Raw genomic sequence first — 24,540 nt, forward strand, 5'->3', positions numbered from 1 at the left:
GGAGCTTAAGCTAGGGAAGCTAAGTTCCAGGCTCTATTTTGGCTGATTTTCCGTTTAGCGATTCCGCGCTTTTACTGGACTATGCTGTTGTAAAATTGTCCCGCCTTTGCAAGTTCGTCGAAAGCGATGAAGCGGGGGGACTCGGTCGAGCCAGTCATGACATATACTCGTTCAATGGCAGCGGTATCGCTGTCTTGTTCCCAGGTCTGGTAACCGTAGACGGGCAATGGCAGGGTATAATTGCGGTCTTCGCTGCGGGCTGCGAAGACAAGTGATTGGTGCTGGCGAAGTTCCCGGGTTAGAGAGGCGGCCGTGAGCTTGAGCTTGCCGCTTGCCAGCCACAGCAGATTGTCGTTTGGATCGAAGCTGTCAGCCGTAATTGTCGGCGGGTTAGGGACGGGCGCTGAAGGTCCGCTGGCAACGATGGCGGAGGACAGCTGAAGCGGTGAGGACAGCAGCCTCTGCCATACGGATTCATTATCCGGCAGCGGATCGGCGTTGCGGGCATCCCGGTACTGCTGGGTCAGCGACTCGCCGAGCGTCGCTTGCGCTTGCAGGCCTTTGGCCTGGCCGGTCCTGTCAACGATGCGCCATTCCGCGAGCGTTGGCCCGGCGTAGAGCTGTTCGACCTGGAGCGCTGCTTGATGCGACGGGAGCGAAGCGGAGTGTGTGGACACGTCGCTCTCCGCCGCCATCGCCCGCTGCAGCGCGGCCGTGTCGAACAACGGCTCCGGCCCGGCGCCATACTCGATTAAGGCGTAGCCGCCCGATGGCCGGGCGCCGAGGATGAGATAGCCTACAGGCTTGCCATCCTGGGTTAGTGTCACGAGCCAGGCGTGCATGCCCGGCCCCAGGGGCTGGAATTCCGGGCGGGCTCCCTTCCAGTCCGTAAATGGTTTACTGGCGGAGAGCTTGCCGATTAATTGCTCGGCGAACCGGACCGCTTCCTCTGGGGCCGGAGCGGAAGGGGCAAGGGCAAGTAAGGCCGATGGGATGAGCAAGCCCTCCTGATCGCGGGCTTGTACAAATTGCAGGCTCGGCAAGGGAGCGGCAAGGAGGGCCAGGCCAAGCAGCATAACAAGGCATATTTTATAAGGAAAGCGGAACATGAACATAAACGATCACCAGCTTTCGAATAATTTATCGCGTTTGACTTGTTTCTATCTTAAAAGAGAGTCGTCAAGAAGGTTGTCTCAACCTGTCGCGGGGGCTTGGTCCGGACTACTTCTATTTTTGCGGTCTTTTAGCGAGAAGGGTCAATTATTCGTTACCGCCGCAGACGCAAATGGAAGATGCCGCAGTTTATTGCGGATACGACAATCCTCGGCTCGTACTGCCAGCGAATTTCTCCACGGCGCGATTCGTATTGCTCTTGAACCAGCTTATTCTTCTCTTCATCTGGATCGCGGAGAAGATCGGTATAATAGCCGTCGATCAACAGCAGTTCCTCCTGAAGCCGCTCGTTGGCATCTTCGGCCCAGGTCTGGTCGCAAGCTTCGATTTCCGTCCGGATGATTTGCTCGAGCGTATCGCGCCCCTCTTCCATGGATAGCTTGGTCGGCTCGATATGGACATTCTCCGGCACGCGGGGGACGAGGGAGAGAGACTGCAGTCTCGAGCTGAAGGAGGTGTCGATTTGCCCGGTCAGCAGGGAAATGCCGAGCGAGCGCAGTTCTTCTCTTTTCATATCGCAGCAATACTCGATTTTGAAATTGACCCCGAGCCACGGCTCGTAAGCCGCAGGCAGCAGGGTCATCCGCTGTTTTGGCGTAGCGTTCTCGAATAAATAGACGCAGCGGCCCCGTCGAAGCGCCGCATCGAAGATTTGTTTCAGGCGCGGGCTGCCGAAAGCCAGATCCTCGCGTTGAATCCTCGCCGGGCCAAGCACGGGAAGGGGGCGAAGCGCCCCATAATGGCGCCCGAGGATTTGATCCTCCTGCGGCTGCGGCGCATTTTGCTCGGCTGCGGCAAGTTCTGCATCATGGCGCTCTGCGTCGAAGACGAACTTGAAGGACATCGTTTGCGGCTCGGCTCCGGTACGCTCGATGAAGCTCCAATAATAAGGGCGATTCGTTAAATCCTTGTCCGCTTGGAGAGACAACTTGACGGTCACGTGATGGGGTGATTTTTCAAGTATCTGGCATTCGGTAATGTTAAGATAGGCCAGCACATACTGCTGGATCTGCTCCATGGTCATAGTCATTGTTTATCAGCTCCCCATGTGTTCAGTAAGATTGCCGCTGGACGAGTCGTGCGAAGGCTCCTTGCCCAGTTCAGCCTTGATTTGGTGCAGGGAATTGCCCAGGGAAGCTACGCGGCTGGAAATTTCCTCGTCGTTTTGTGATTCCAGCAGGATTTTGTAGATGCTCTTCTCCAGGGAGTGCTCTTTCTCAAAACGCTCCAAAATGACGTCGAGGCCGCCGATGACCAGTTCGAACATATTGATTTTCTCGTGGAGCAAGTTGAGTATATGCTCCTCGATCGTGCCTTTTGTCGATAGATTGTATATTTTCACATCGTTCTTCTGTCCCAGTCGATGTACTCTGCCTATCCGCTGCTCGACCCGCATGGGATTCCAGGGCAAATCGAAATTGATCATCTGGTGGCAGAATTGCAGGTTGATTCCCTCGCCGCCAGCTTCGGTAGCGATCATCACCTGGGCCCGGCCGCGGAACAGATCCATCATCCAGTCCTTCTTGCCGCGGTTCATGCCGCCTCGGTACGGCACAGCTGTCATGCTGCGATCGCGGAAGTATTTCAGCAGGTACTCCTGGGTTGCGCGGTATTCGGTGAACAGAATCACTTTGTCGTCCATTTCCCGGATCAGCTCCATCGCTTTCTCCGCCTTGCTGTTCGCCTGGATCGTCTTGATGATGCCGACCAAATCCCAGATGCGGTCGCGCAGCGGGGAATCGGGGGCCAGCTTCTTCGATAAATTGACAAGTGTAACGAATACGGCGTCCCGGCTGCTGCACACCTCCCTTTGCAAGGTAACAAGCGAGAGCATGCTGCTGAGGTCGCCGCCTGCTGCATGATATTGGTCTTTGACAAAGGAAGTAACGCCATCGTATAATTGCATCTCTTCAGGCGACAGCTCGACATGAATGTTACGGACGATCCGTTTCGTGAATTCCAGGTCGCCGTCGCTGCGGCGGTTGCGGATCATGACCTTGGAGAGCTCTTCCTTGAGCTTCTCCTCATTTTTCGGGATGCGCTTATCGACGACGAAGTTGGTGGCAAAATCGCCTTGTCCGCCAAGCTGGCCCGGCTTCAGCAGATTGATCAGGTTGAACAGCTCGCTCAGGTCGTTCTGAACTGGTGTGGCGGTGAGCAGGAGGCAGTATTTTTTGCGCAGCTGGATCATGAATTGGTAGTTGGTCGTTTTCTTATTCTTCAGCTTGTGCGCTTCGTCGACGATGACCATGTCATATTCGTTGTTAAGCAGAATTTCCTTATGGGGATCGCGCTTAGCGGTATCCATAGAGGCGACGACGATATCGTTGTCCCAGGAATACTGCTTCTTCTGGGCCACGGCAGGGATGGCGAATTTCTGGTTCAACTCGCGAACCCATTGGAGCACTAGTGAGGCTGGGACTAGGATCAGCACTTTGCGAACAAGTCCGCGAATCATGTACTCTTTGAGAATCAGTCCGGCTTCGATCGTCTTACCAAGCCCGACTTCATCGGCAAGAATCGCCCGGCCGCGCATTTCGAACAGCACCTTGCGGGCGGTCTCCGTCTGATGAGCCAGCGGTTCTACTCCGTGGATATGAGAGAGGCTGAGGATCTCTTCAAAGCTAGAAACGAGCGAGGCGTTCTCCGCCTCCATAGCGAGGTTAAACAGCTTCCAGTCGTCCCAGGGTCCGCCTTTGTTCAGGCGGTTGTTCAAATCCTCGTACCAGGATCGGTCGAACTCGATCGGGGGACCGGCCTGCACGGAAGGACGTACGGGATTTGGAGGATGCGGACTCATGATGTAAACCTCCCTTATCTGTCATCTTCTAATTCGTGTAGATGTAGTATGGACGAATAAGTAGAAATTCATAACTTCGGGAGCGGGAGCTCGTGATTGTGTCAGGATGTGTCGTATTATGTCTGGCGTGCGGAGCTTCATTAGGTTGTTGGGCGGATTGAAATCGGCATATCAGGGGACAAGCAAAGTAGGGTGCCTAGGATGAGATATAGGGAAGCAGGCAACCCTAAAAGTGAAGGTGGCTGATCGGGGTTTCAGGTAGGACGTGGAAAATTTTCAGCGTTTTTTTCAAAGGAAGGAACGAAAAATAGAGGGATTCCAAGCAAAGAGGAGATCATAGGGGACAAACGCCATTAATCTGCCTTAATTTTCAGAGAAGTCAAGCTGTAACATCGAGATGTTGTGTAGTATAATGATACTCGCCCACTACATATTGTGATTTATACATATAAAGATCGTTTATGTGATGTGGATGAGGGTTATAAATAAATAAGAAAAAGGTTAGAGAACAGACAGGAATCGGCGGTATTTGTGCAGGTAAGGCACCTGCGCAGCTACCGACATTTTTTTGCGTCCAGGAGAGGTTGGATGCAGTGATGAATGTCACGACAGTAACCGACAATTCACTGCGGACGATGTAGAATAAGGGCGCAAATTATAAATTACGAGGAGGGTGTTTTCTTTGAAAACAGAGCAGAAGCAACGTCTGGAGGGACTTAGCGAAAAAATCTTTTTGGACCGGTACGCCTGGAAAAATCCTGATCCGAGCCATGCGGAGGTCGGCGACGTGGTCCTTGTACTGACCAAGGATGATCCGAAGTTTCCTACGAAAGAAGTAGGTGAGGTCGTAGCTCGTGATGGACGGATGGTTACGGTGAAGACCCGCTCCGGCGAACTCGTGCAATCAGATGTAGAGAAGCTGACGCTGAATATCGAGAAAACACCGGAAGAAATGTGGGACCGCCTTGCTTCCGCCATGGCTTCGGTGGAGGCTACTCCAGAGCTGCAGCAGGATTGGGAGGAGAAGTTCCGATACGTGCTGGACGATTGGAAGCTGGTACCGGGCGGACGCATTGCCGCTGGCGCCGGAGCCAGTGATGAGTTGACGCTGTTCAACTGCTACGTAATTCCTTCGCCGAAGGACAGCCGCGGGGGCATTATGGAGACGCTGTCTGAAATGACCGAGATTATGGCGCGCGGGGGCGGAGTCGGAATTAACCTGAGCTCGCTGCGGCCGCGCCGAGCTGTCGTCAAAGGCGTAAACGGCTCATCCAGCGGTGCCGTATCCTGGGGCGGGCTGTTCAGCTATACGACCGGTCTGATCGAGCAGGGCGGCAGCCGCCGCGGTGCGCTGATGCTGATGATTAACGATTGGCATCCGGATGTGCTTGATTTCATTACAGTTAAGCAAACGATGGGCCAAGTGACGAACGCGAACCTGTCGGTTTGCGTCAGCAACGATTTCATGAAGGCTGTGAAGGAAGATCTGGATTGGGAGCTCGTCTTCCCGGATACGACTTATGAGGATTACAATGAAGTATGGGACGGCGACCTGGACAAATGGAAGGCTGCCGGACGGAGAGTCAACCATTTCCGTACCGTGAAAGCGCGGGAGATCTGGCATACAATCATTGAATCGGCCTGGAAATCGGCTGAGCCGGGCGTCGTATTTATGGAATACTACAACCAGATGTCGAACAGCTGGTATTTTAACCCGATCATCTGTACGAATCCGTGCGGGGAGCAAGGACTGCCTGGTTGGGGCGTGTGCAACCTGTCGGCGATGAACCTGTCCAAATTCTATGACGAGGACAAGCATGACGTTGCCTGGGACGACTTGGCGCTGACGACGCGTATTTCGGTGCGGTTCCTGGACAATGTTATCAACAAGACGCCTTATCATTTCGAAGAGAACGAGAAAAACCAGAAGAACGAGCGCCGTGTAGGCCTTGGCACGATGGGGCTGGCCGAGCTGATGATCAAGCTGAACATCCGTTACGGCAGTCCAGAGTCGCTGGAATTTCTCGATAAATTATATGGATTTATTGCGAAGGAAGCTTATCTTGCTTCAGCGGATATTGCGGCAGAGAAGGGCTCGTTCCCGGCATTTGAGGCTGACAAATATCTGCAAAGCGGATTTATGAAGGTGATGACCGAGGTATACCCTGAGGTTGGTGAAGCGGTTCGCGAGAAAGGCGTCCGCAATGTTACGATCATTACCCAGGCGCCTACGGGTAGTACGGGAACGATGGTTGGCACATCGACAGGGATCGAGCCTTACTTCGCGTTCAAATATTACCGTCAGAGCCGTCTGGGCTTCGACGAACAGTTTGTGCCGATCGCGCAGGAATGGATGGATGCGCATCCGGGCGAGAAGCTGCCTGATTATTTCGTGACGGCGATGGATCTGTCCGCCGAGGATCATATCCGCGCGCAAGCGGCCATCCAGCGCTGGGTAGACAGCTCGATCTCCAAGACGGCGAACTGTCCGGCCGACTTTACGGTAGAAGAGACGAAGCGCCTGTATGAGCTGGCGTTCGACCTCGGCTGCAAGGGCGTAACGATTTACCGTGATGGCAGCCGCGACGTTCAGGTTCTGCAGACGGAGAAGAAAGAGGATAAAGCGGAAGCAAATGCGACAACGGGATCTTCCGAGAGTGAAGCTGCTGCGGGTGCTTCGGCTGGCGCTGAAGGTTCGGCAACGAGCGCGGAGCAGTCTTCCTTAAGCGGACCGGATCAAACACTGTCTGCCGGCGTGGACCCAAGCGAGAAGACGGTGTTCGATAAACAGTACAAGAAGCGTCCACAAGTCCTTCACGGGGCAACGTATAAGATCAATACGCCATTCGGCATGGCGTACATTACGATTAACGACTTGAACGGCATTCCGAGCGAAATTTTCCTCAATGTCGGCAAAGCGGGCTCAGACGTCTTCGCGATGGCCGAAGCTCTAGGCCGCGTATGCTCCCTGTTCCTGCGCTACGGCGACCATGGACAGAAGGTGGAGCTGCTGATCAAGCATCTGAAAGGCATTGGCGGCTCCGGAGCCATCGGCTTCGGACCGAATCGCGTCGAGTCGATTGCCGATGCCGTGGCCAAGGCACTGGAAAGTCATGTACAGCATGGCCCTTACGATGATCATGATCCGGCGCCGGTAGCTGCGACTGTGGCTCATCACGAGGAGCTGGGACAAGCAAGCGCAAGCTCTGTGGGCAGCGTTACGAGCAACGGCTCTCATGTCGGCGTACCAACTACTTCGCGCGACCTGTGCCCGTCTTGCGGCTCGGCCTCGCTGCTGAACGTAGAAGGCTGCAAAACCTGCGCGAACTGCGGGTATAGCAAGTGTTCGTAAGCTAGAATAAATAATTGTGATGAAATAAGTGGTTTTTGTTTTTGGAAAAATTAGAAGAGTGGCCAAGTGTGGTACTGTAAACAAGCGATCATCGAGAAGGCGGTTAACCTTGTATCTCGATTGATCGCTTGTTTTGTTATAATTTATGATGATTGGAAAAAAAGGTGAAATGGGTGATAAAATGATTACACTGAACGATTCCGAAAAATCGCTCTTCTAATCAAAGTAATTAGCTGTCATATTGATAGGTTACCGGCTAATTACACGAGTTAGAAGGTCTTGAGCTCATTTGTCCAACTTATGTCAGTAGCGGTAGGAGAAATTCGTATTCACGTGGTCACACGTTGCTGTCGTACAGTAGAATTCCCTGGTCATTCAACGTTCCATAATTCTTGCATTTCCTTACACCTGCTTAAAAGATCTGTAAGAGACCCTTGATCCATGATTCTTCCATCTTTCAATACAATGATTTGATCAGCGTACTGAAGGCATTCTCTCCTGTTGGAGGAAATTAAGAAGGTTTTATTGGATAAATCCTTAATTCTTGCCCACATTTTTTGTTCTGTTACTACATCCACTGCACTTGAAATGTCATCCATAACATAGAAATCGGCATCTCGTGCAAACATACGCGCAAGCGCGGTACGTTGAATTTGTCCTCCCGAAAGCTTTACACCGTTAGGACCAATTTGAGTATCGAGCCCATTGTTGAATTCCGGTACGTCCTCTTCGAGGACAGCTGTATAGATTGCCCGGTCGATGACGTTGTCGTCATGCATGCCTAAAGATATATTCTCTTTAATGGTATCGCTAAACAGAATCGGTGTTTGCGGCGTGTATGAACTTTTTGGCGGCACAAAAAAGGAGTGCGGCGTCTTGACGATATCGCCATTCCACTTGATTTCTCCGCTTTGCATAGGTAAATGCCCAAGTATGGTGCGAAGTAATGTCGTCTTCCCTGATCCTACTTTGCCAGCGATAACGGTGATGCTGCCTTTTGGCAACCTAAAACTAACATCGAAAATTCCTTTGTCGGATTCTTTAAATCGATATGACAATGAGTGAATTTCAAGAAGTTGAAGAGGATCGTGTTTATCAACCTTGACCTCACTAACGTTCTCAGTTTTGAGTGAATGGTGCTTTACCAATGCAGACTCGTTTTGTGGCGTGAAGAACTGTGCCATTCTTGAAAATGAGATGCCGGCTTGTCGATAGGAAGCTAGAAACACTCCGAAAAATTGAGTTGACTCTGTAATAAAAGCTAAATAATATACAAACAATGAAAAATCGCCGATCGAAATCGTACCATTTTGAATGTCTCCGGCGGATACTATCAAGATTAGGCCGGTTCCGATGCTTACTGTATTTGATGCCAATAAATTTAAGAACGAAGAAAACATTTTGTCTTTGATCATGAAGCCTTTGCGCTCTTCGTTCAGTTTGGTGAATCTGTCAATTACCCGTTCTTCAGCTTGGAACGATTGGATAACCGGTGTCATTTCTGCGATTTCTCCAACAAAAGAGGCAAGATCGCTAGAAGAGTTCCTGCTCGCATGCCGGTATTTTTTCAATTTGCGGTTCGACAAGTTGGATACGGTAATAATAAAAATTAAAGGTAAGAAAATTAACATGGTGATTTTACTGCTGATCGTAAAGAGAAGCATGAACGAAAACGTTGAGAAAATCACTTTGCCCGTGACATCCAGAGTCCAACTAATGGAGGTTTCTATTTGATCCGCATCTTCACGGAATTTGATGATGGTGTCGCCTACCGAGTTTTTCTCGGAATTGGATGTGATTAACTGCTCCAGCATATTCCTTCGCAATAAAGAACTCATGGAGAAGCGGTGATGGACATCTGTTAATCCTCCGCAAATCAGTAAAACAATTCTTGCGAGCGCTGTTGCGAGCAGGAGCGCAGTAAGCATCCAAACATGTGAATTCAATGTCAATTCAATGGCTAATGTGTCGAGCAGCTTACTTATGATTAAGCCTGGAACGATAGGTCCATAATGTATAAGAATCCATACGATTCCGTTTATTATATATAACCATGGGCGATAGCGGATCATTGTCCACATATATTGATAAGTCTTCATACCAACACTTCCATTCCACCGGTAATCAATAATTTGTGGTACTGTGAATGCTCGTCTCTTGCCAGTGCATCGCGAGAACCAAACTCGACGATTTTGCCTCGTTCTACAATCATAATTTTGTCGGCTTTTTCGACCGTTGATAAACGGTGTGTAATGATAATTGCAGTTCGATTATGTAAAAGCCTAGTAGTTGCAGAATGTATTAATAATTCAGTAGCGGGATCTAGCCTTGACGATGCTTCATCTAGGATTACGACCCTAGGACTGATCAAAAATACACGCATCAAGGAGATTAATTGCGCTTCGCCAGCCGAGACACCGATGCCATTATCCAATAACGGCGTATCAAGGCCATGGGGAAACGATTTATACCATTTGGTTAGTGCTAATTCTTCAATTAACCGGTGGATACGGTCATCGGCTATGCTTGGATCAAATACGGACAAATTATTGCGCAAAGTAGATCGGAACAACTTGACGTCTTGTGTAACTATCCCTACGGATTTTCTTAGTGATCGTAACGAAATATCACGAATATCAATACCGTCTATCTTCACGCTGCCTTCGGTAGGATCGTAGAATCGGAGCAGCAGTTTTGTTAACGTGGATTTACCGCTGCCAGTTCGTCCTAACAAACCTAACTTTGTATGTGGTTCCAAATAGAAATCGATTCCGTCTAAGGTGATTTGATCATCTTCATAACGAAATATGACATTCTCGAATTCAACAGAAGCACTGGCCTCGTGCTTAAGCTCCTTGTGCCCAAAAGTCATAGGCTGAATATCTAATATTTCTTTCACCCTGTGGATACTTGCGTCTGCTTTTTGCCATTCCTCAAATTGCAGTCGGATACTCTCAATTGGCTGTACAAGGAGATTCGTAAAATTAATAATCATAAATAGCGTACCAATTGTAATTTGATTTGTGCTTAATAAGTAAGCACCGATTGTAAAGGAGATCATATTGCCGATTGAGAATAACAATAAAGAAGCAGACTGTATCAAGTATCTGCTTAATTTGACAGCAATGCTCGCCGACAAAAGTTTATGAAGAAAACTATAAAACCGCTTCATTACAAACGGACTAGATCCATTCGAGCGAATATCCTCCAACCCGACAAAATACTCTGTAATAAAGCCGTAGAAATGCCCATAAGTAGCTCGTAATTTTTGAAAATAAGGAATTCCGACTTGTCTAGCCTTTGATAGCAAAAATAGGGCTGACACTGTAAATATGGCAAGAAGAGTGCCGATTCTCCAATCCAAGGAGAACATGATGCCGTTAATACCAACGATTAAAAGAATGTTTCCCAATAACTCAATAAATAAGTTCGAGAAAAAGCCTTGTAAAACGTTAACATCTCCATCGATTCGTTCGATGATCTCGCCCGATGTATATTTTTTCTGATGAACCATACCAAGCTGCAAGTAGTGTGAAGCCAATTTTGTACGTAGGGAGTTGGTAGATTTCCAGCCAAGCGTCTCACCGACATATGTAATTAGAAGAGAAACAAGCTGCTGCGATAAAGCGACTCCTGTAAAACCGACGGCAATGAGTATCAAATATTGAAAGTGCTTTTGTGAATAGGCCCCGTCTATAAAGTCCCGAAGCAAATAAGGATTGTAGAGCTGTAATCCAATGTTAATCAATACAACTATGAAAAGCATGATATATTTTGCTAATAGCGGCCGGAAAAATTGGATAAAAAAATCGCTGTATTTGATCGTCCCTTTATTCTTCAGCATATTCCACATCCTTTTCCCAATGAAGTTCATTCCCGCGCCAGCTGCTAAAGGCACCACAACTTGCCATCGTTGATATTAAGTCGGGGAGAAGTTTGATTTGTTTAACAAGAAAGTCAATATAAAGATTGCTTTGAAGAGAATGATCATAAAACCATGACTCAGGTATATCATCCAACCAATCTTTTATTTGAGAGACGGTTAAAGAGCAAATTTTTTTGTACACGCTTACAAAACTGTGGCTGGAGGAATCAGAAACATCTATATGCTGATCCAAGGCTCGAAACACTTCTCCTAATCCGCACATTGCATAGCGTTTGCCGCTAGAAACCATTAATTTTCTATAAAAGATGGTTTTATACTGCTCATTGTCGCCGGCTAGTTTCATCGCATTGAGTTTTGAGTTCCCCTCCCATGTATACCCCCAGAAGCAATCTCCCTGGTCAATAATTTGCAATAGACGGCGTTCCCCTTGTTTGCTAACTATGATGTTTTCACCATTTCCAAATCGGTCGAAATTAGCGGTTAACAGGTCAAGCGCAACGATTTTCGGTATTTCGTCGGCATTATGAAGATCCGATAGGAACTGCATCCAAGATTGCTTGAGTTGGGTACCATCCCGCATGTTATCTTCAATATCCGGGACCCATTCGCTGGCAAAGTAGAGGCCGCTGCGATAAGCCCCTTGATATTGAGCCGGAAGTATGGATGAGTCCAACTTAGCTACGACTGCGGTTGGGATTGTGATGCCGAGATATTCGGCCAAGTGAAAAACTAAAATTTCTTGTATCATGACAGCATTCCAATGTTCCCATAATTGTTTAGTTTGATTAAAAATATAAGGCGTTTTAATCACATACTTCATGCTATTATCGGCAACAACTGCGAGAGGTTTACTTTGACCGTTGCCTAGATCATGTGAAAATTGGCGGACCGTAACATGCTTAAGCATAGAACCTCCTGAAAAATTGTAAATTTACAAAACAATAACAATTCGTTGACAAAAGATAATGAGTATTGTAGCATGTAGTCGAACATATTTCCATATATATCTTACTTTGTATTTTTTCATGATATTTGTCTGAAGAAGGAAGTTTGTTAGCCTGATGAATATGAAATCATTACTATTGTCAAAGGGGTCACGGAATGATGACGATTAGTGAACAAGCTTTATCAGAGGATACAAATAGATATATAGAATACGATAATTACGCATGGTTTTGGAACAAATACTGGGGGCGAACGTCGGTAAGGCGGGTACTTCCAATTGTAAAAGAATTAGTTCTGGGAAAACTGCCTCAAGGAATTCGCGTTTTAGATGTTTGTTGCGGATCGGGACAGTTGGCGAAGATATTGTCGAAAGACGGGTATCAGCTGTCTGGGATTGATGGTTCATCCGATATGATTCAACTAGCGTCTCAAAATTGTACAGATGGAAACTTTGTCGTGGGTGACATCAGAGCCCCGTTCCCTTTTCAAGAAAAGTTTCATGTAGCGTGTTCATTCTACGATAGCTTAAATCACGTTCTATGCTTAGACGATCTTGCATGCGCTTTCAAAAACATATATGGGGTATTAGAAAATAACGGTGTATTCATTTTCGATTTAAACATGGAAGATGGCTTTAAAAGCCGATGGAATAATCGACCGAATCAAATTGTCCAACAGGATTATGTTTGCATAGAACACTTTAAATATAACGAAGATAGAAGAATTGGAACTAACAATGTAACTCTATTCCTACTGCAGGATGAATGGGTGAGGAAAGACGTCAGCATTGTAGAGAAGTGTTACTCACATTCAGAAATCATAGAAGAACTTAGCAGAGTCGGATTTACAAATATCAACAAGTTCGAATCGTCTGAAACGTTCAATTTGGTTGATGATAAAGGGCGATACTATTTTGTTTGTGAAAAGAAATAGTTCTCGGCATTGGGTACATAAAATGATACGGGGGATCAAGCATGGACTTAACGTATTACAGTGAATTGCCCGGTTTTTTGGATAACGAAAACTCGTTACATAAGATAGACAGCATTTCCAAATTGTCCGAACAATATCATTTTACCGGAACGTTGATATTCCATCATCACGGATCGATGGATCCTTGGTATTTAGCTTCTCGAGTATTGCATACGACAACAAAACTCATCCCGCTAGTTGCCACGCAGCCCTATTCCATTCCACCTTTCAGTGTAGTGAAAGCACTATCAACAATCTCGAATCTTCTTCATAGAAAAGTGAATTTAAACCTAATAACCGGAGTCAGTGAAATGGAACTGTCAAGTGTACATCAGACGACGGATCCAACGATGAAATATGCAAGACTAGAGGAGTACATTCGAGTTTTAAAAGGATTATTGCATTCTAAGGAGCCTCTTACCTTCGATGGCAACTATTATAAGTTTAATAAGCTAAGATTAGCTCCTTATATCCAACAAGAGCATATTCCGGAATTATTTGTGCCGGGTTCCTCGAAGGACAGTATCCGTATCGCGCAGGCGCATGGCGATACAGCTTTATTGAGACCTGCCCCAATCCATTCATTTAAGGAAGAGTATTGTAGTAGATTCAATACGGATTCCGTTAACTTAGGAATAAGAGTTTCGGTGATTAGCAGATCCAACTCAGGAGAGGCATGGGAAGCTGCTCGCCGTAAGTTTCCAGCTAATCGATCAGGAGTTGTAAAGGCTAAAATAAGAAAAAATATGTTATCCCACAATACAAAGTTAATGGCAGATCTAGCTCTATCAGGAGAAGTTTACGACAATATTTATTGGATGGGGGCATATCTTAATGGGTTAACGGAGGATCCCTTCCTCGTAGGGAGCTATGAAGAAGTTGCAGCGTATTTGCAAAAATATGTTAACTGCGGGGTAACAACGTTCCTCTTCGGTGATTTGAATACCGAGCAAGATTTTATTCATATTAATAAAACGTTGAGAATGCTCGAAACATTACGAAAAGAGGCGATTAGTTGATTCGCAGGGATGGTCATACGCACACTCACTTCTGCTTACATGGTTCCGGTGAGCATGCAGAACGGTTTGTTCAACAGGCAATTCAAAAGGGGTTTAACCAGTACAGTTTCACAGAACACTCCCCGTTGCCCGAGAAGCTGGTGAAGTCATTGCCAAACGACCGCGATTATGTGAATGCCCTGGCTATGAAATATGGTGATATTGACAACTATTTGGAAATGTGTGTGTCGCTGCAACAAAAGTATAGCTCATCTATTGATTTAATGATTGGGCTTGAGCTTGATTTCATACAAGGAATGGAATCATTCACCCGAGAGTTATTGGATCAGTATGGTCATAGAATGCAGGATAGTATCCTGTCCGTACATTTTCTAATAGGGAAGAACGGTTGGAGATGTGTCGATTCAAACCCCATCGATTTTAAGGATGGATTGATCGACTATTACGGGAGTGTCGAGAACGTATATCATGCGTATTTTGATGCAGTGGAAGAAAGTATTGATGCGGACTTAGGTCCTTATAAACCAAAACGAATCTCGCATCTTACCTTAGTAGAAAAATTCAAGAGAGTATATCCGCTACAAAATCAAGATGCCTGCCGGGACAAGATAGTAAAATTATTGAAAAAAATCAAGACCAAAAATTACGAGCTGGATGTTAATATAGCAGGTTTATACAAGCCTCATTGCGGGGACACGTATCCTACCCAGTGGATTATTGAAGAAGCATTAACACTAGGTATTCCATTAGTATACGGTTCAGATAGTCACAGTGTTGCAGATGTAGGTAGGTCCTATGATCTATATGAAAAATTTATAGGAGGTTTACATTAACCATGAATCAAGTCCAAGATATTGAGAGCCAAGTGAAGTCGATTTTATTCAACCTTTTTAGCAATAGCAACCCGGATGATATAACCAATGAAACCGATCTTGATGATATTGGTTTGGATTCGTTAAATGCGATTCAACTTATTGTTCAATTAGAAGATGCCTTTGGTATGTCGATCGATGACGATGAACTGTTGTACGAAAATTTCAATACCATACCTAAAATTGTAGACGTAGTAAAAAGCAAACTCGTAGAAGAAAACAACGCGATCTAGGCGATCTATGAAATAGAGTAATGGGGGATCACGCTAAATGGTCAAATTTGTGCATGATATTCTAGAGCGGTCGAGTCAACAATTTCCTACAAAGTGTGCGCTTCAAGCGGGTTCAAATCATTATACCTATCAAGATGTAAATTCCGAAGTCATTCGCTTTGAAACTTACTTGCGTAATCAAGGAGTTACAAAGGGAGATCGAATTGTCATCTTGCTCCCTAATAGTTTCCTATCGGTTATTTCCATATTCGCGGCATCTAAGTTAGGAGCCGTATTCGTTCATCTCAATGAAGAGATTGTCACTCAGAACTTAAAGCACATTATCGATGATTGCGAACCGAAAGTGATCATTACGAATGCAAAAAATAAAGCAAAGCACTCTCTTCCGTGGCACCAATTCATCGTAGTTGAAGAAAAGTTATATGACTCCACTGTACAAGCGAATCAAATAAGCTCCGTAGTCACGACTCATATCGAAGAGGGAGACTTGGTTTGCCTAATCTACACATCGGGAAGTACAGGCAAGCCTAAGGCAGTCATGTCATCGCATGCCAATGTTACCTTTGCCGCTAATGCGATTCAAAATTGCATACATGTGAAAGAACAAGATGTCATCGGGCTATTTTTGCCTTTTTCCTTCGATTATGGAATGTACCAGATTTTTCTGACGTTTCAAGTAGGCGCCAAGCTTGTGTTATTTCCAATAGAAACTGCCGGTTTGAAGATGATTAAATCGATTCATGAATCTGGTATCACGGGCTTGCCTATCGTTCCATCGATGGTCCAATCTATATCGGCTCAATTCAATAGGGAAAATCGGCCGGTTAACAGCTTGAGGTTCATTACAAGCACCGGCGAGAAGCTCAAGAGAGCAAATATTCATCAATTGCTTACCATGTTTCCCCAGTTAATCTTATATTCCATGTACGGTCTTACAGAATGCAAGAGAGTATCAATATTGCCGTCCGAAGAGATCATCGGAAAAATCGATTCTATCGGAAAACCTCTGCCCGGAACCGAGTGCATCATTATTAATGGGGACGGGGAGAAGCTGCCTCCAAACGAAATTGGTGAATTAGTCGTGAAGGGACCGCATGTGATGAAAGGCTACTGGAACAATAGCAATACAAACACAAGAATTAGCTTTGGCACATGGAACGATGAAAATGTTTTGTATACAGGCGATATGTGTAGTATGGATGAACACGGTTACCTCTATTTTCATGGCAGAGAGGATGATATTTTCAAAAAGAACGGTTATCGAATCAGTTCAATTGACGTCGAGACGGCGGTAATGGAAATCCCGAATGTCGTCCAAGCCGCTTTAGTCGTAGCTGAAGAAGTCACTTGTTTATTCGTCGTAACCGATCTTTCTGAGAATGATCTCCGTAAAGAGCTGAGTGAGCGAATTGATAAATATGCAATGCCTAACAAAATCAATATCGTGCCTTCATTACCTTTAACATCACATAGCAAGGTAGATAAGAAGAAGCTTAAAACCTTCTTTAGCGAAGTTTAGAGGCAAGATGTCATGATAGAGAGGGAGCGTAATTATGGACTTACAACACTTAGTTAGTAGGTACGGTAGTCCGTTATATATATACGATTTGGCTGAATTAAAGTCGGCCTCTAAGAGATTATTCAATTCATTACCCGACGGTTCCATACTATTTTATTCATTAAAAGCAAATCCGCATCCTTATTTAGTCAAAGAATTAGTAAAGCAGGGTTGCCGCTGTGAGGTCTCTTCATTAGCAGAATTAAGAGTAGCCTTGCAAGCAGGAGGTATAGCGGAACAAATATTATATACCGGACCGGTCAAAACGTATGATGAACTGGAAGAAGCACTCAAACTCGGCGTAATCAAGTATTCATGTGAATCAACGAATGAACTGAACAAACTTTCACTTTTGGCCGAAAAGCACCGGAAGAAGGTTCAAGTCATCTTGCGTGTGAACCCCAATCATAAATATCTTCGCTCTAGTTTGTCCATGACTGGTGTAGCGTCTCAGTTCGGTATCGATGAAGACAAGATCGCGGAAATTCCGCCTGAGTTCATCACTTCTCCTTATATGGATATTGTTGGGTTTCATGTGTTTAATGGCACCAATTCGAATGATGTTGACAGCATGATCTCGTCCTTCACTTATTCCATACATATGGCTAAACGATTGTCGGAGCAACTTAAAATCAGCCTTAAGTTTTTGGATCTTGGCGGGGGATTTGGTCATCCTTACGCCCAAAAAGGGAATTCTACAGATTTTTCTTCCATCAAGACAGAGATCAGTGCTGTTCTCGACCTAGAGCTTGCAGATTGGAGGCAGCAAATGCCGGAAATCTCCTTCGAGTCTGGAAGAAACTTGGTTGCAGCGTGTGGCCAATATGTTTGTACGGTTGAAGAAATCAAGGAGAGTAAAGGTGAGAAATTTATTATCCTTGACGGTGGAATTAACCACTTAGGCGGGATGTCAGGTTTGGGAAGAATGCAGAAGTTTGATATGGATTATACTTGCGAGAATGATCATGCTGCCACTGATACGTTTTCCGCATCCATGGTAGGTCCCTTGTGTACCCCATTAGATTTAATGAGACGAAGTCAAGAAACTCAAAGCTTATTCGTTCAAGATATCATTATCGTTCCTAACGTTGGCGCTTACGGATTGACGGCAAGTTTAATGGGCTTTTTAAGTAGAGAAACTCCGGTTGAGGTCATTTATGAGCATCATACTGTTTGTGATGCGACTCAAATTATTCTGAATCGACAGACCATTGACAAATAAAAAGGAGTGAAGGCGACTTTGGATTCAGTAAAATTACCTATTTGCATGCCGACGGTTAGAGGCTACCTTAATCATGCTTATCAACTATCCATTCTAGAACATATAGAAGAAGCAAAAGTATGGATTTACATGAACTATATCCAATTGGTGTCGGAAATCGGCAATAGCCAGTTTCCAGTTACCTATTATTTACCTGATTATATAGGCTATAACTGGAGCATATTAACCCCTTGGTTCGATTACCAAGTTATTACTAGAGATTTCGTAGTAGAGCACAATTTGGACTTTCATAAACTTATTAAAGATGCCTTTAATACGAAGCATTATGTATTTTTATATGTAAATAATAAATATATACCCAATACACCTGCAGCAATAAGCCAGACAGATAACAATCACCATATTTTATTGCATGGATATGATGCAGCTACTGAAGAAGTATACTTTCAAGGCTACGATTCGAGGCGGCAGTTTACAGCAAGAACAATTCATATTGATCAACTGAAGACGGCATATTTTAACAATAAATATGACTATGAACGGTATGAGAATCGGATATTTCTGCTGAAAGTGCGAGAAGACGAAGGGTTTAAACTGGATTTGGACATCAGTCATATTATTGATCAGCTGATTTCGTTCAGAGATTCTAAAAGAGTGATCCATAATGTTTTAGATTACCATACGGACTTTCAATATCGCTACGGTCTAGAGGTCTACAATAGTGTACTTGAAAATCTTAGGCAGTTTATGAACGGGAATACGGAACAATTAAGGACGAAATTAACCATACCGTTGCATGTTATCATGGAGCATAAGTATTTGATGGTCGAACGATTGAAATTTATTGAAAAGCGTTACCCCGATATCAATCTCAAACAGTCTATAGACGATATGATGTTGTTGAAAACAACGTTCGAGAAGCTAAGAAATCTAACGCAGAAATTTGAGGCAACCGGAAATAAAGAAATCCTCAATAGAATGGTTCGCAGCATCGAAGAGACGGGACAAAAAGAGCATAACATGTTAACCAAGTTAATCGATAGTTTATCTTAATGATGATTATCTAGAGGAGTGTTATTAGTGAGATTGACCAATTCCTATCACCTATGAGCCCAATGTGTGAAGCTGGTTTTTATCTTGTTATTGGCAGCATTCAATGCACCTGACTGTAGTTTGGGAACGTTCCAACCTTAGGAATAATGTTGCCTATTCATAGATAAGCTATTAATATAGGTGTAGGCCACATCCCTACGCATTTAATATCTATGCATGTTTTACCTACATCCGCCCTTTCACTCCGTGAAATCATTTACCTTCCTGGCAGGAAAAATTGTAACACCTTCTATAACAATTCCTTCTGAAAGAGATTAGGGACATTCTTGTTATATGTAGTCGTTTATTCCTTACTTTGCGTTTAAGTAGGGTTTTTTGATTGGGATTTTTACAGATGAGGAGAGGCAGGAGAGACAGATGAGAAAGAGATTTCTTGGATTGATTGCATTGGTTGTATTGATTACTACTTTTATGTTAACAGGCTGCAATTCATCCCGGCCGGGTGCGCCCGAGGTTCGGAATAGCTTGGGGAGTCAGGTGAAAAAGGACGAATTGGTGTTAGCTCTAGGTTCTGAACCTGAAGCTGGTTTTGACCCAACAACAGGCTGGGGACGTTACGGTTCACCCCTGTTTCAAAGTACTCTACTAAAAAGAGATGACCAGTTTAACATTGTAAATGATCTTGCCGCTAGTTATGAAGTGAGCCCAGAGGGCAACGTTTGGACTGTGAAAATCCGTGATGATGTTAAGTTTTCGGACGGGCAGCCATTAACGGCTGCTGACGTTGTGTTTACATTTGAAACAGCTGCCAGCAATGGATCTATTGTAGACCTTAATAGTCTGCGTAAAGTAGAGGTCTTGGATGATTACACCGTTAGATTTACGCTACAAGAGCCCCAATCTACGTTTGTGAATACACTTATAGGAACAGGAATTGTCCCCAAACATGCCTACGATAAAGACTACGCAGTGAATCCCATAGGTTCAGGACCGTATCAGCTTGTGCAATGGGATAAGGGGCAGCAGCTGATTGTTCAAGCGAATCCACATTATTATGATAGACAGCCGTATTTCAAAAAGTTAACCTTTCTATTCTTAAATGAGGATGCCTCATTAGCGGCAGCACGAGCGGGAACTGTTGATCTTGCTTATATACCAGCTGCATTCAGCCATCAGAAAGTAACCGGCATGAGGCTGGAATCCATTGGAACCGTAGATAATCGAGGAATTGTGTTTCCATATGTGAATTCGGGCGGTGTTACGAAAGATGGCTTGCCTATTGGCAATGATGTAACCGCAGATCCAGCGATTCGCCATGCGATTAATATGGGCGTAGACCGCCAAGCACTTGTAGACGGAGTCTTAGAAGGACAGGGAACGCCAGCCTATACTTCGGTGGACGGCTTGCCTTGGTGGAATCCAGACACCGTAATTCATGACGATGATTTGGAAGGTGCTAGGAAGCTGCTGGAAGCAGCCGGATGGAAGGATACCGATAGGGATGGCATCCTGGAGAAAGGCTCCTTGAAAGCGGAGTTCACGCTGTATTATTTAGCGAGCGATGCGATAAGACAGTCTCTCGCGATTTCTGTTGCGGATATGATGAAACCATTGGGAATAAATATCAAGTTAGCAGGGGGAAGCTGGGACATCATTTCTAAGAATATGTACTCAAACCCCGTGCTTATGGGCTGGGGAAGCCATGACCCTCACGAAATGTACAGCATTTATAGTAGTGAAACGGCCGGGATCGATTACTATAATACGGGATATTATTCGAATAAGACGGTAGATGAATATTTTGAACAAGCCCTTCGCGCCAAGACGGAAGAAGAAGCGATTGAGTTCTGGAAAAAATCCCAGTGGGATGGAACAACGGGTCTCAGCGCGAAAGGCGATGCCGCGTGGGCTTGGTTAGTCAATATTAATCATCTGTACCTAGTGAAAGATGGACTTGATATCGGAGATCAAAGAATCCATGTTCACGGGCATGGTTGGCCAGCAACCGATAATATCGTGGATTGGAAATGGGCGAAATAACGGTGTACAAGCTGGGATTTTGGATATTGCGGAAGGGATTCCGGATGGTTACCTTGTTAGTGGCCATCTGTTTTATTTCTTTTTTGTTAGTGAAAAATTCTCCGATTGATCCCATTCAAGCCTACATCGGTGCGGATATGTTAAAGGTAAGTCCGGAACAGCGGGCCAAAATCGCGGAGTATTGGGGATTGGACCAGCCTGTTTTGGTGCAGTTCCTCCATTGGGGGTCTGCTGTTCTGTCCGGTGATTTAGGAAGCTCCATGATCTATCGCCGCCCGGTCATCGATGTGATTGGTGAACGATTTTTGAATTCTCTGGCTCTGATGCTATCTGCCTGGGTATTATCAGGCGTGATTGGCTTTGTGGCGGGTATTGCAGCAGCCATGAAAAAAGGGACCTGGATCGACCGATTAATCAAATGGTATTGCTATACCTTAGCCTCTACCCCTACCTTTTGGCTAGGACTCCTGATTCTTATTGTTTTTGCGGTATGGCTAAGATGGTTTCCTGTAGGGATGGGGGTTCCAGCAGGAGTCCTCGCGGAAAATGTCACGCTGCTGGATCGGATTCAGCATCTTATTCTGCCTGTTCTGACACTTAGCATTGTTGGTATTGCTAATGTGGCTCTTCATACGCGGCAAAAGCTGATCGATGTTCTTGCCAGCGACTATGTTTTATTCGCTAGGGCTAGAGGGGAACAAGGATTTATGTTGTTTTGGAGGCATGGCTTGCGCCATGTGGCCTTGCCGGCCATTACGCTGCAATTTGCAGCGTTTAGTGAGTTGTTTGGAGGAGCAGTGTTGGCCGAGCAGGTTTTTTCGTATCCCGGTATAGGGCAAGCTACGGTAGAAGCAGGACTGCGGGGGGATGTACCTCTTTTATTAGGCATTGTCATCTTCACTGCCATGTTTGTTTTTATAGGTAATTTACTTGCTGATATAAGCTATCGTGTATTAGATCCGAGAACGAGGGAGGGAAGGAAGATATGATTCCACTCTCGAAGAACTTCCCTCTGAATCGAAAGCAATGGGCGCTCACGAAAGTCATCATTTCCGTTGTTATCATAGTCATCGTCATATTAGGCGGTTTATTCCTCGATGAGGGGAAAATTGTAACGAATCTTACCAATCGAAATTCCCCACCTTCCTTAGACCATCTCTTCGGTACGGATTGGTTAGGGCGTGATATGTTCACACGCACGGCAAAGGGGCTCATTTTAAGTGTAGGTGTTGGGTTAATTGGAGCCATTAGCAGTGCTTTAATTGCTCTAATCCTAGGAATGACGGCTGCAACGATGGGAAAGCGGGCAGATCGTCTTATTTCCTGGTTGATTGATCTGTTTCTGAGCGTACCCCATCTGGTAACCCTGATTCTTATTGCTTTTATATTCGGGGGAGGATTTAAAGGGATCGTCGTGGGATTAGCTCTAACCCACTGGCCAAGTCTTGCCAGGGTCATTCGGGCAGAAGTGCTGCAAATCCGCTCTGCTGAATTTGTACAGGTGTCCCGGCGGATGGGGAAATCCGGCTGGTGGATTGCGGTTCACCATATTATCCCTCACATTATCCCGCAATTTCTCATTGGTTTTATGTTATTGTTTCCGCATGTTATTTTGCATGAGGCAGCAGTGACTTTTATAGGTCTAGGTCTGTCTCCGCATGAGCCCGCCATCGGAATCATTCTATCCGAATCGATGAAGTATTTATCTGCAGGCATGTGGTGGCTCGCTTTCTTCCCAGGATTGTGCTTGCTAATGATCGTGAGATTGTTTGACCAGATTGGCGAAAATCTCCGATTGCTTACAGATTCTAATGGAGATCGCGATTAAGGAGATAGACTGCGAGTAATAGAAAGAGGAGTTAACGAATGTCTATTCTTGAAGTAAACCATTTATCCGTCTCTTTTAAGCAATATACAGCTGGACTTAAACAGATCCATCATAAGGTCATATCCAATTTGAATGTAACCCTTGAAGCGGGTAAAATTCTTGCCGTTGTCGGTGCAAGCGGTTCTGGAAAAAGCCTGCTCGCGCATGCCATCCTAGGAATACTCCCGAGCAATGCGAGTGTCAGCGGGCTGATGACATATAAGGGAGAAGAGCTTACTCCTGCCCGGCAAAAGGCGCTGAGAGGAAAGGAAATCGCGCTTGTCCCTCAATCCGTGAATTTTCTGGATCCGCTGATGAAGGTGGGCAGGCAAGTCCGTACGTCGGTGCGAACGGGAGATGCTGTTGAAGCGCAGCGAGCGGTATTTGAACGTCTCCGCCTGGGACGGGAAGTTGAGCGAATGTATCCATTTCAGCTGTCTGGAGGCATGGCGAGAAGGACGCTGCTATCGACAGCCATGGTCAGTGGAGCGAAGGTCATTATTGCGGATGAGCCGACGCCCGGACTTGATCCCGTTGTCATCAAGGAAGCGCTGGACCATTTTAAAGAGTTCGCAAACCAAGGTTGTGCAGTCATGTTGATCACGCATGATATTGAATCGGCACTGCAGATTGCAGATAAAATTGCGGTGTTTTATGCAGGAACGACGGTCGAGATCGCGAGGGCGGAAGACTTTGCGGGCCAGGGTGAAGCGATAAGGCATCCTTACAGTAGAGCGCTATGGCGAGCATTGCCTCAAAATGATTTCATGCCAATCCCCGGCTCCCAGCCTCATCCAAGCGCATTGCCGGCTGGCTGCTTGTTCGCACCGCGCTGCGGAATGGCTACCCCCGAATGCCTTCAAGCGCAACCGAAAATGCGAGAGCTCAGGGATGGAATGGTGAGGTGTATCCATGCAACTTAAAGCGGACAGGATCGGATTTCGTTATGAAGATGGCCCGTGGCTGTTTCGAGGCGTTACTGTATCGATAGACCCTGGGGAAGTCGTTGGTATTCTCGGTCCAAGCGGGCGCGGGAAAACAACATTATGCCGAATACTCGCTGGATATGAGTCGCCCTTGGAGGGGGAGGTCACCTTGAACGGCGCCCCGCTGCCGAAGAAGGGATATCATCCTGTACAGATGGTCCTTCAGCATCCGGAGAAAGCGGTTAATGCAAGGTGGAAGATGCATCAAATTCTGAATGAAGGATATCACCCTGATGAAGAATTGTTGGAGTTACTTGGGATTGAGCGCAAGTGGCTAACCCGTTGGCCCCATGAACTATCCGGGGGAGAGCTGCAGCGATTTTGCATTGCCCGGGCTTTGGGGCCGGCTACCCGTTTTTTAATTGCAGATGAGATGACTACTATGCTTGATGCGGTTACACAAGCCCAAATCTGGCATGCTGTCACTGAGATTGCTCGGAAGCGGAAGATGGGAATTATCATTGTTACCCATGAAGCGAAGCTCATGCAAAGGCTATGCCATCGTGTTATTGGCTTTTAAAGCCGCTATAGACAAACAGAAATCGCCCTAACAAGGGCGATT

At 45.8% G+C, this 24,540-nt stretch carries 19 protein-coding genes; 13 read left to right on the forward strand and 6 right to left on the reverse strand.

Going from position 1 to position 24,540, the window contains the following annotated elements:
- Nucleotides 1-71: 71 nt before the first annotated feature.
- The 3 genes from ACYUJT_RS03690 to ACYUJT_RS03700 form a co-directional block, all read right to left on the reverse strand.
- Nucleotides 72-1,115: a hypothetical protein gene (locus ACYUJT_RS03690; protein ID WP_460318894.1), complete on the reverse strand. Its 1,044-nt coding sequence runs from the start codon at nucleotides 1,113-1,115 to the stop codon at nucleotides 72-74.
- 152 nt (nucleotides 1,116-1,267) lie between these two features.
- Nucleotides 1,268-2,203 (reverse strand): YqhG family protein, encoded by a 936-nt coding sequence (locus ACYUJT_RS03695; protein WP_460318895.1) that lies wholly within the window; start codon nucleotides 2,201-2,203, stop codon nucleotides 1,268-1,270.
- 6 nt (nucleotides 2,204-2,209) lie between these two features.
- Complete coding sequence (locus tag ACYUJT_RS03700) at nucleotides 2,210-3,973, reverse strand: DEAD/DEAH box helicase (protein WP_460318897.1); 1,764 nt, start codon at nucleotides 3,971-3,973, stop codon at nucleotides 2,210-2,212.
- Between the two features lie 682 nt (nucleotides 3,974-4,655).
- Between ACYUJT_RS03700 and ACYUJT_RS03705 the strand changes: the two genes are divergently transcribed.
- On the forward strand, nucleotides 4,656-7,325 hold the full coding sequence (locus tag ACYUJT_RS03705; RefSeq protein WP_460318898.1) for an adenosylcobalamin-dependent ribonucleoside-diphosphate reductase: 2,670 nt from the start codon (nucleotides 4,656-4,658) through the stop codon (nucleotides 7,323-7,325).
- A gap of 371 nt (nucleotides 7,326-7,696) precedes the next feature.
- Here the strand turns inward: ACYUJT_RS03705 and ACYUJT_RS03710 are convergent, their stop codons facing one another.
- Genes ACYUJT_RS03710 through ACYUJT_RS03720 form a run of 3 tightly spaced genes read right to left on the reverse strand, consistent with a single transcriptional unit; the run spans nucleotide 7,697 to nucleotide 12,118 of the window.
- The gene (locus ACYUJT_RS03710) at nucleotides 7,697-9,424 is read right to left on the reverse strand and encodes an ABC transporter ATP-binding protein (protein ID WP_460318899.1); all 1,728 of its coding nucleotides are present in this window, start codon (nucleotides 9,422-9,424) and stop codon (nucleotides 7,697-7,699) included.
- Nucleotides 9,421-11,169: an ABC transporter ATP-binding protein gene (locus ACYUJT_RS03715; protein WP_460318900.1), complete on the reverse strand. Its 1,749-nt coding sequence runs from the start codon at nucleotides 11,167-11,169 to the stop codon at nucleotides 9,421-9,423. Before ACYUJT_RS03715 ends, ACYUJT_RS03710 begins: the two co-directional genes overlap by 4 nt.
- On the reverse strand, nucleotides 11,156-12,118 hold the full coding sequence (locus tag ACYUJT_RS03720; RefSeq protein WP_460318901.1) for a protein kinase family protein: 963 nt from the start codon (nucleotides 12,116-12,118) through the stop codon (nucleotides 11,156-11,158). Before ACYUJT_RS03720 ends, ACYUJT_RS03715 begins: the two co-directional genes overlap by 14 nt.
- Nucleotides 12,119-12,312: 194 nt before the next feature.
- Between ACYUJT_RS03720 and ACYUJT_RS03725 the strand changes: the two genes are divergently transcribed.
- From ACYUJT_RS03725 to ACYUJT_RS03780, 12 genes are all read left to right on the forward strand, one after another.
- Nucleotides 12,313-13,089 (forward strand): class I SAM-dependent DNA methyltransferase, encoded by a 777-nt coding sequence (locus tag ACYUJT_RS03725; protein ID WP_460318902.1) that lies wholly within the window; start codon nucleotides 12,313-12,315, stop codon nucleotides 13,087-13,089.
- Between the two features lie 41 nt (nucleotides 13,090-13,130).
- Nucleotides 13,131-14,147 (forward strand): LLM class flavin-dependent oxidoreductase, encoded by a 1,017-nt coding sequence (locus tag ACYUJT_RS03730; protein ID WP_460318903.1) that lies wholly within the window; start codon nucleotides 13,131-13,133, stop codon nucleotides 14,145-14,147.
- On the forward strand, nucleotides 14,144-14,980 hold the full coding sequence (hisJ, locus tag ACYUJT_RS03735) for a histidinol-phosphatase HisJ (protein WP_460318904.1): 837 nt from the start codon (nucleotides 14,144-14,146) through the stop codon (nucleotides 14,978-14,980). Before ACYUJT_RS03730 ends, hisJ begins: the two co-directional genes overlap by 4 nt.
- Nucleotides 14,981-14,982: 2 nt before the next feature.
- Nucleotides 14,983-15,252: an acyl carrier protein gene (locus ACYUJT_RS03740; RefSeq protein ID WP_460318905.1), complete on the forward strand. Its 270-nt coding sequence runs from the start codon at nucleotides 14,983-14,985 to the stop codon at nucleotides 15,250-15,252.
- 37 nt (nucleotides 15,253-15,289) lie between these two features.
- The gene (locus ACYUJT_RS03745) at nucleotides 15,290-16,771 is read left to right on the forward strand and encodes a class I adenylate-forming enzyme family protein (RefSeq protein WP_460318906.1); all 1,482 of its coding nucleotides are present in this window, start codon (nucleotides 15,290-15,292) and stop codon (nucleotides 16,769-16,771) included.
- Between the two features lie 34 nt (nucleotides 16,772-16,805).
- Nucleotides 16,806-18,032 carry a type III PLP-dependent enzyme domain-containing protein gene (locus tag ACYUJT_RS03750; RefSeq protein ID WP_460318908.1) on the forward strand — a complete coding sequence of 409 codons (1,227 nt, stop codon included), beginning with the start codon at nucleotides 16,806-16,808 and terminating at the stop codon, nucleotides 18,030-18,032.
- 45 nt (nucleotides 18,033-18,077) lie between these two features.
- Nucleotides 18,078-19,085 carry a hypothetical protein gene (locus ACYUJT_RS03755; RefSeq protein ID WP_460318909.1) on the forward strand — a complete coding sequence of 336 codons (1,008 nt, stop codon included), beginning with the start codon at nucleotides 18,078-18,080 and terminating at the stop codon, nucleotides 19,083-19,085.
- Nucleotides 19,086-19,502: 417 nt separating this feature from the next.
- Nucleotides 19,503-21,125, forward strand: a complete 1,623-nt coding sequence (locus ACYUJT_RS03760) for an ABC transporter substrate-binding protein (RefSeq protein ID WP_460318910.1) — start codon at nucleotides 19,503-19,505, stop codon at nucleotides 21,123-21,125.
- Nucleotides 21,113-22,114, forward strand: coding sequence for an ABC transporter permease (locus ACYUJT_RS03765; protein WP_460318911.1), 1,002 nt, complete (start codon nucleotides 21,113-21,115; stop codon nucleotides 22,112-22,114). Before ACYUJT_RS03760 ends, ACYUJT_RS03765 begins: the two co-directional genes overlap by 13 nt.
- A complete protein-coding gene (locus ACYUJT_RS03770; protein ID WP_460318913.1) occupies nucleotides 22,111-22,953 on the forward strand; it encodes an ABC transporter permease in 843 nt (280 codons plus the stop codon). The genes ACYUJT_RS03765 and ACYUJT_RS03770 overlap by 4 nt, the downstream gene beginning before the upstream one ends.
- A 38-nt stretch (nucleotides 22,954-22,991) precedes the next feature.
- Entirely contained in the window at nucleotides 22,992-23,915 is a 924-nt protein-coding gene (locus ACYUJT_RS03775; RefSeq protein ID WP_460318914.1) for an ABC transporter ATP-binding protein, read from the forward strand.
- Nucleotides 23,905-24,498 carry an ABC transporter ATP-binding protein gene (locus ACYUJT_RS03780; RefSeq protein WP_460318916.1) on the forward strand — a complete coding sequence of 198 codons (594 nt, stop codon included), beginning with the start codon at nucleotides 23,905-23,907 and terminating at the stop codon, nucleotides 24,496-24,498. Before ACYUJT_RS03775 ends, ACYUJT_RS03780 begins: the two co-directional genes overlap by 11 nt.
- Nucleotides 24,499-24,540: the final 42 nt, after the last annotated feature.

The organism is Paenibacillus sp. YSY-4.3, assembly GCF_054767475.1.

Bases quoted from the DNA above. Each gene is read 5' to 3' on its own strand.
- ACYUJT_RS03765 (WP_460318911.1), top strand. From the start codon at position 21,113: ATGGGCGAAATAACGGTGTACAAGCTGGGATTTTGGATATTGCGGAAG.
- ACYUJT_RS03745 (WP_460318906.1), top strand. From the start codon at position 15,290: ATGGTCAAATTTGTGCATGATATTCTAGAGCGGTCGAGTCAACAATTT.
- ACYUJT_RS03690 (WP_460318894.1), bottom strand. From the start codon at position 1,115: ATGTTCATGTTCCGCTTTCCTTATAAAATATGCCTTGTTATGCTGCTT.
- ACYUJT_RS03715 (WP_460318900.1), bottom strand. From the start codon at position 11,169: ATGCTGAAGAATAAAGGGACGATCAAATACAGCGATTTTTTTATCCAA.
- ACYUJT_RS03710 (WP_460318899.1), bottom strand. From the start codon at position 9,424: ATGAAGACTTATCAATATATGTGGACAATGATCCGCTATCGCCCATGG.
- ACYUJT_RS03780 (WP_460318916.1), top strand. From the start codon at position 23,905: ATGCAACTTAAAGCGGACAGGATCGGATTTCGTTATGAAGATGGCCCG.
- ACYUJT_RS03775 (WP_460318914.1), top strand. From the start codon at position 22,992: ATGTCTATTCTTGAAGTAAACCATTTATCCGTCTCTTTTAAGCAATAT.
- ACYUJT_RS03695 (WP_460318895.1), bottom strand. From the start codon at position 2,203: ATGACTATGACCATGGAGCAGATCCAGCAGTATGTGCTGGCCTATCTT.
- ACYUJT_RS03755 (WP_460318909.1), top strand. From the start codon at position 18,078: ATGCCGACGGTTAGAGGCTACCTTAATCATGCTTATCAACTATCCATT.
- ACYUJT_RS03750 (WP_460318908.1), top strand. From the start codon at position 16,806: ATGGACTTACAACACTTAGTTAGTAGGTACGGTAGTCCGTTATATATA.
- ACYUJT_RS03770 (WP_460318913.1), top strand. From the start codon at position 22,111: ATGATTCCACTCTCGAAGAACTTCCCTCTGAATCGAAAGCAATGGGCG.
- ACYUJT_RS03725 (WP_460318902.1), top strand. From the start codon at position 12,313: ATGATGACGATTAGTGAACAAGCTTTATCAGAGGATACAAATAGATAT.
- ACYUJT_RS03720 (WP_460318901.1), bottom strand. From the start codon at position 12,118: ATGCTTAAGCATGTTACGGTCCGCCAATTTTCACATGATCTAGGCAAC.
- ACYUJT_RS03730 (WP_460318903.1), top strand. From the start codon at position 13,131: ATGGACTTAACGTATTACAGTGAATTGCCCGGTTTTTTGGATAACGAA.
- ACYUJT_RS03700 (WP_460318897.1), bottom strand. From the start codon at position 3,973: ATGAGTCCGCATCCTCCAAATCCCGTACGTCCTTCCGTGCAGGCCGGT.
- ACYUJT_RS03740 (WP_460318905.1), top strand. From the start codon at position 14,983: ATGAATCAAGTCCAAGATATTGAGAGCCAAGTGAAGTCGATTTTATTC.
- ACYUJT_RS03760 (WP_460318910.1), top strand. From the start codon at position 19,503: ATGAGAAAGAGATTTCTTGGATTGATTGCATTGGTTGTATTGATTACT.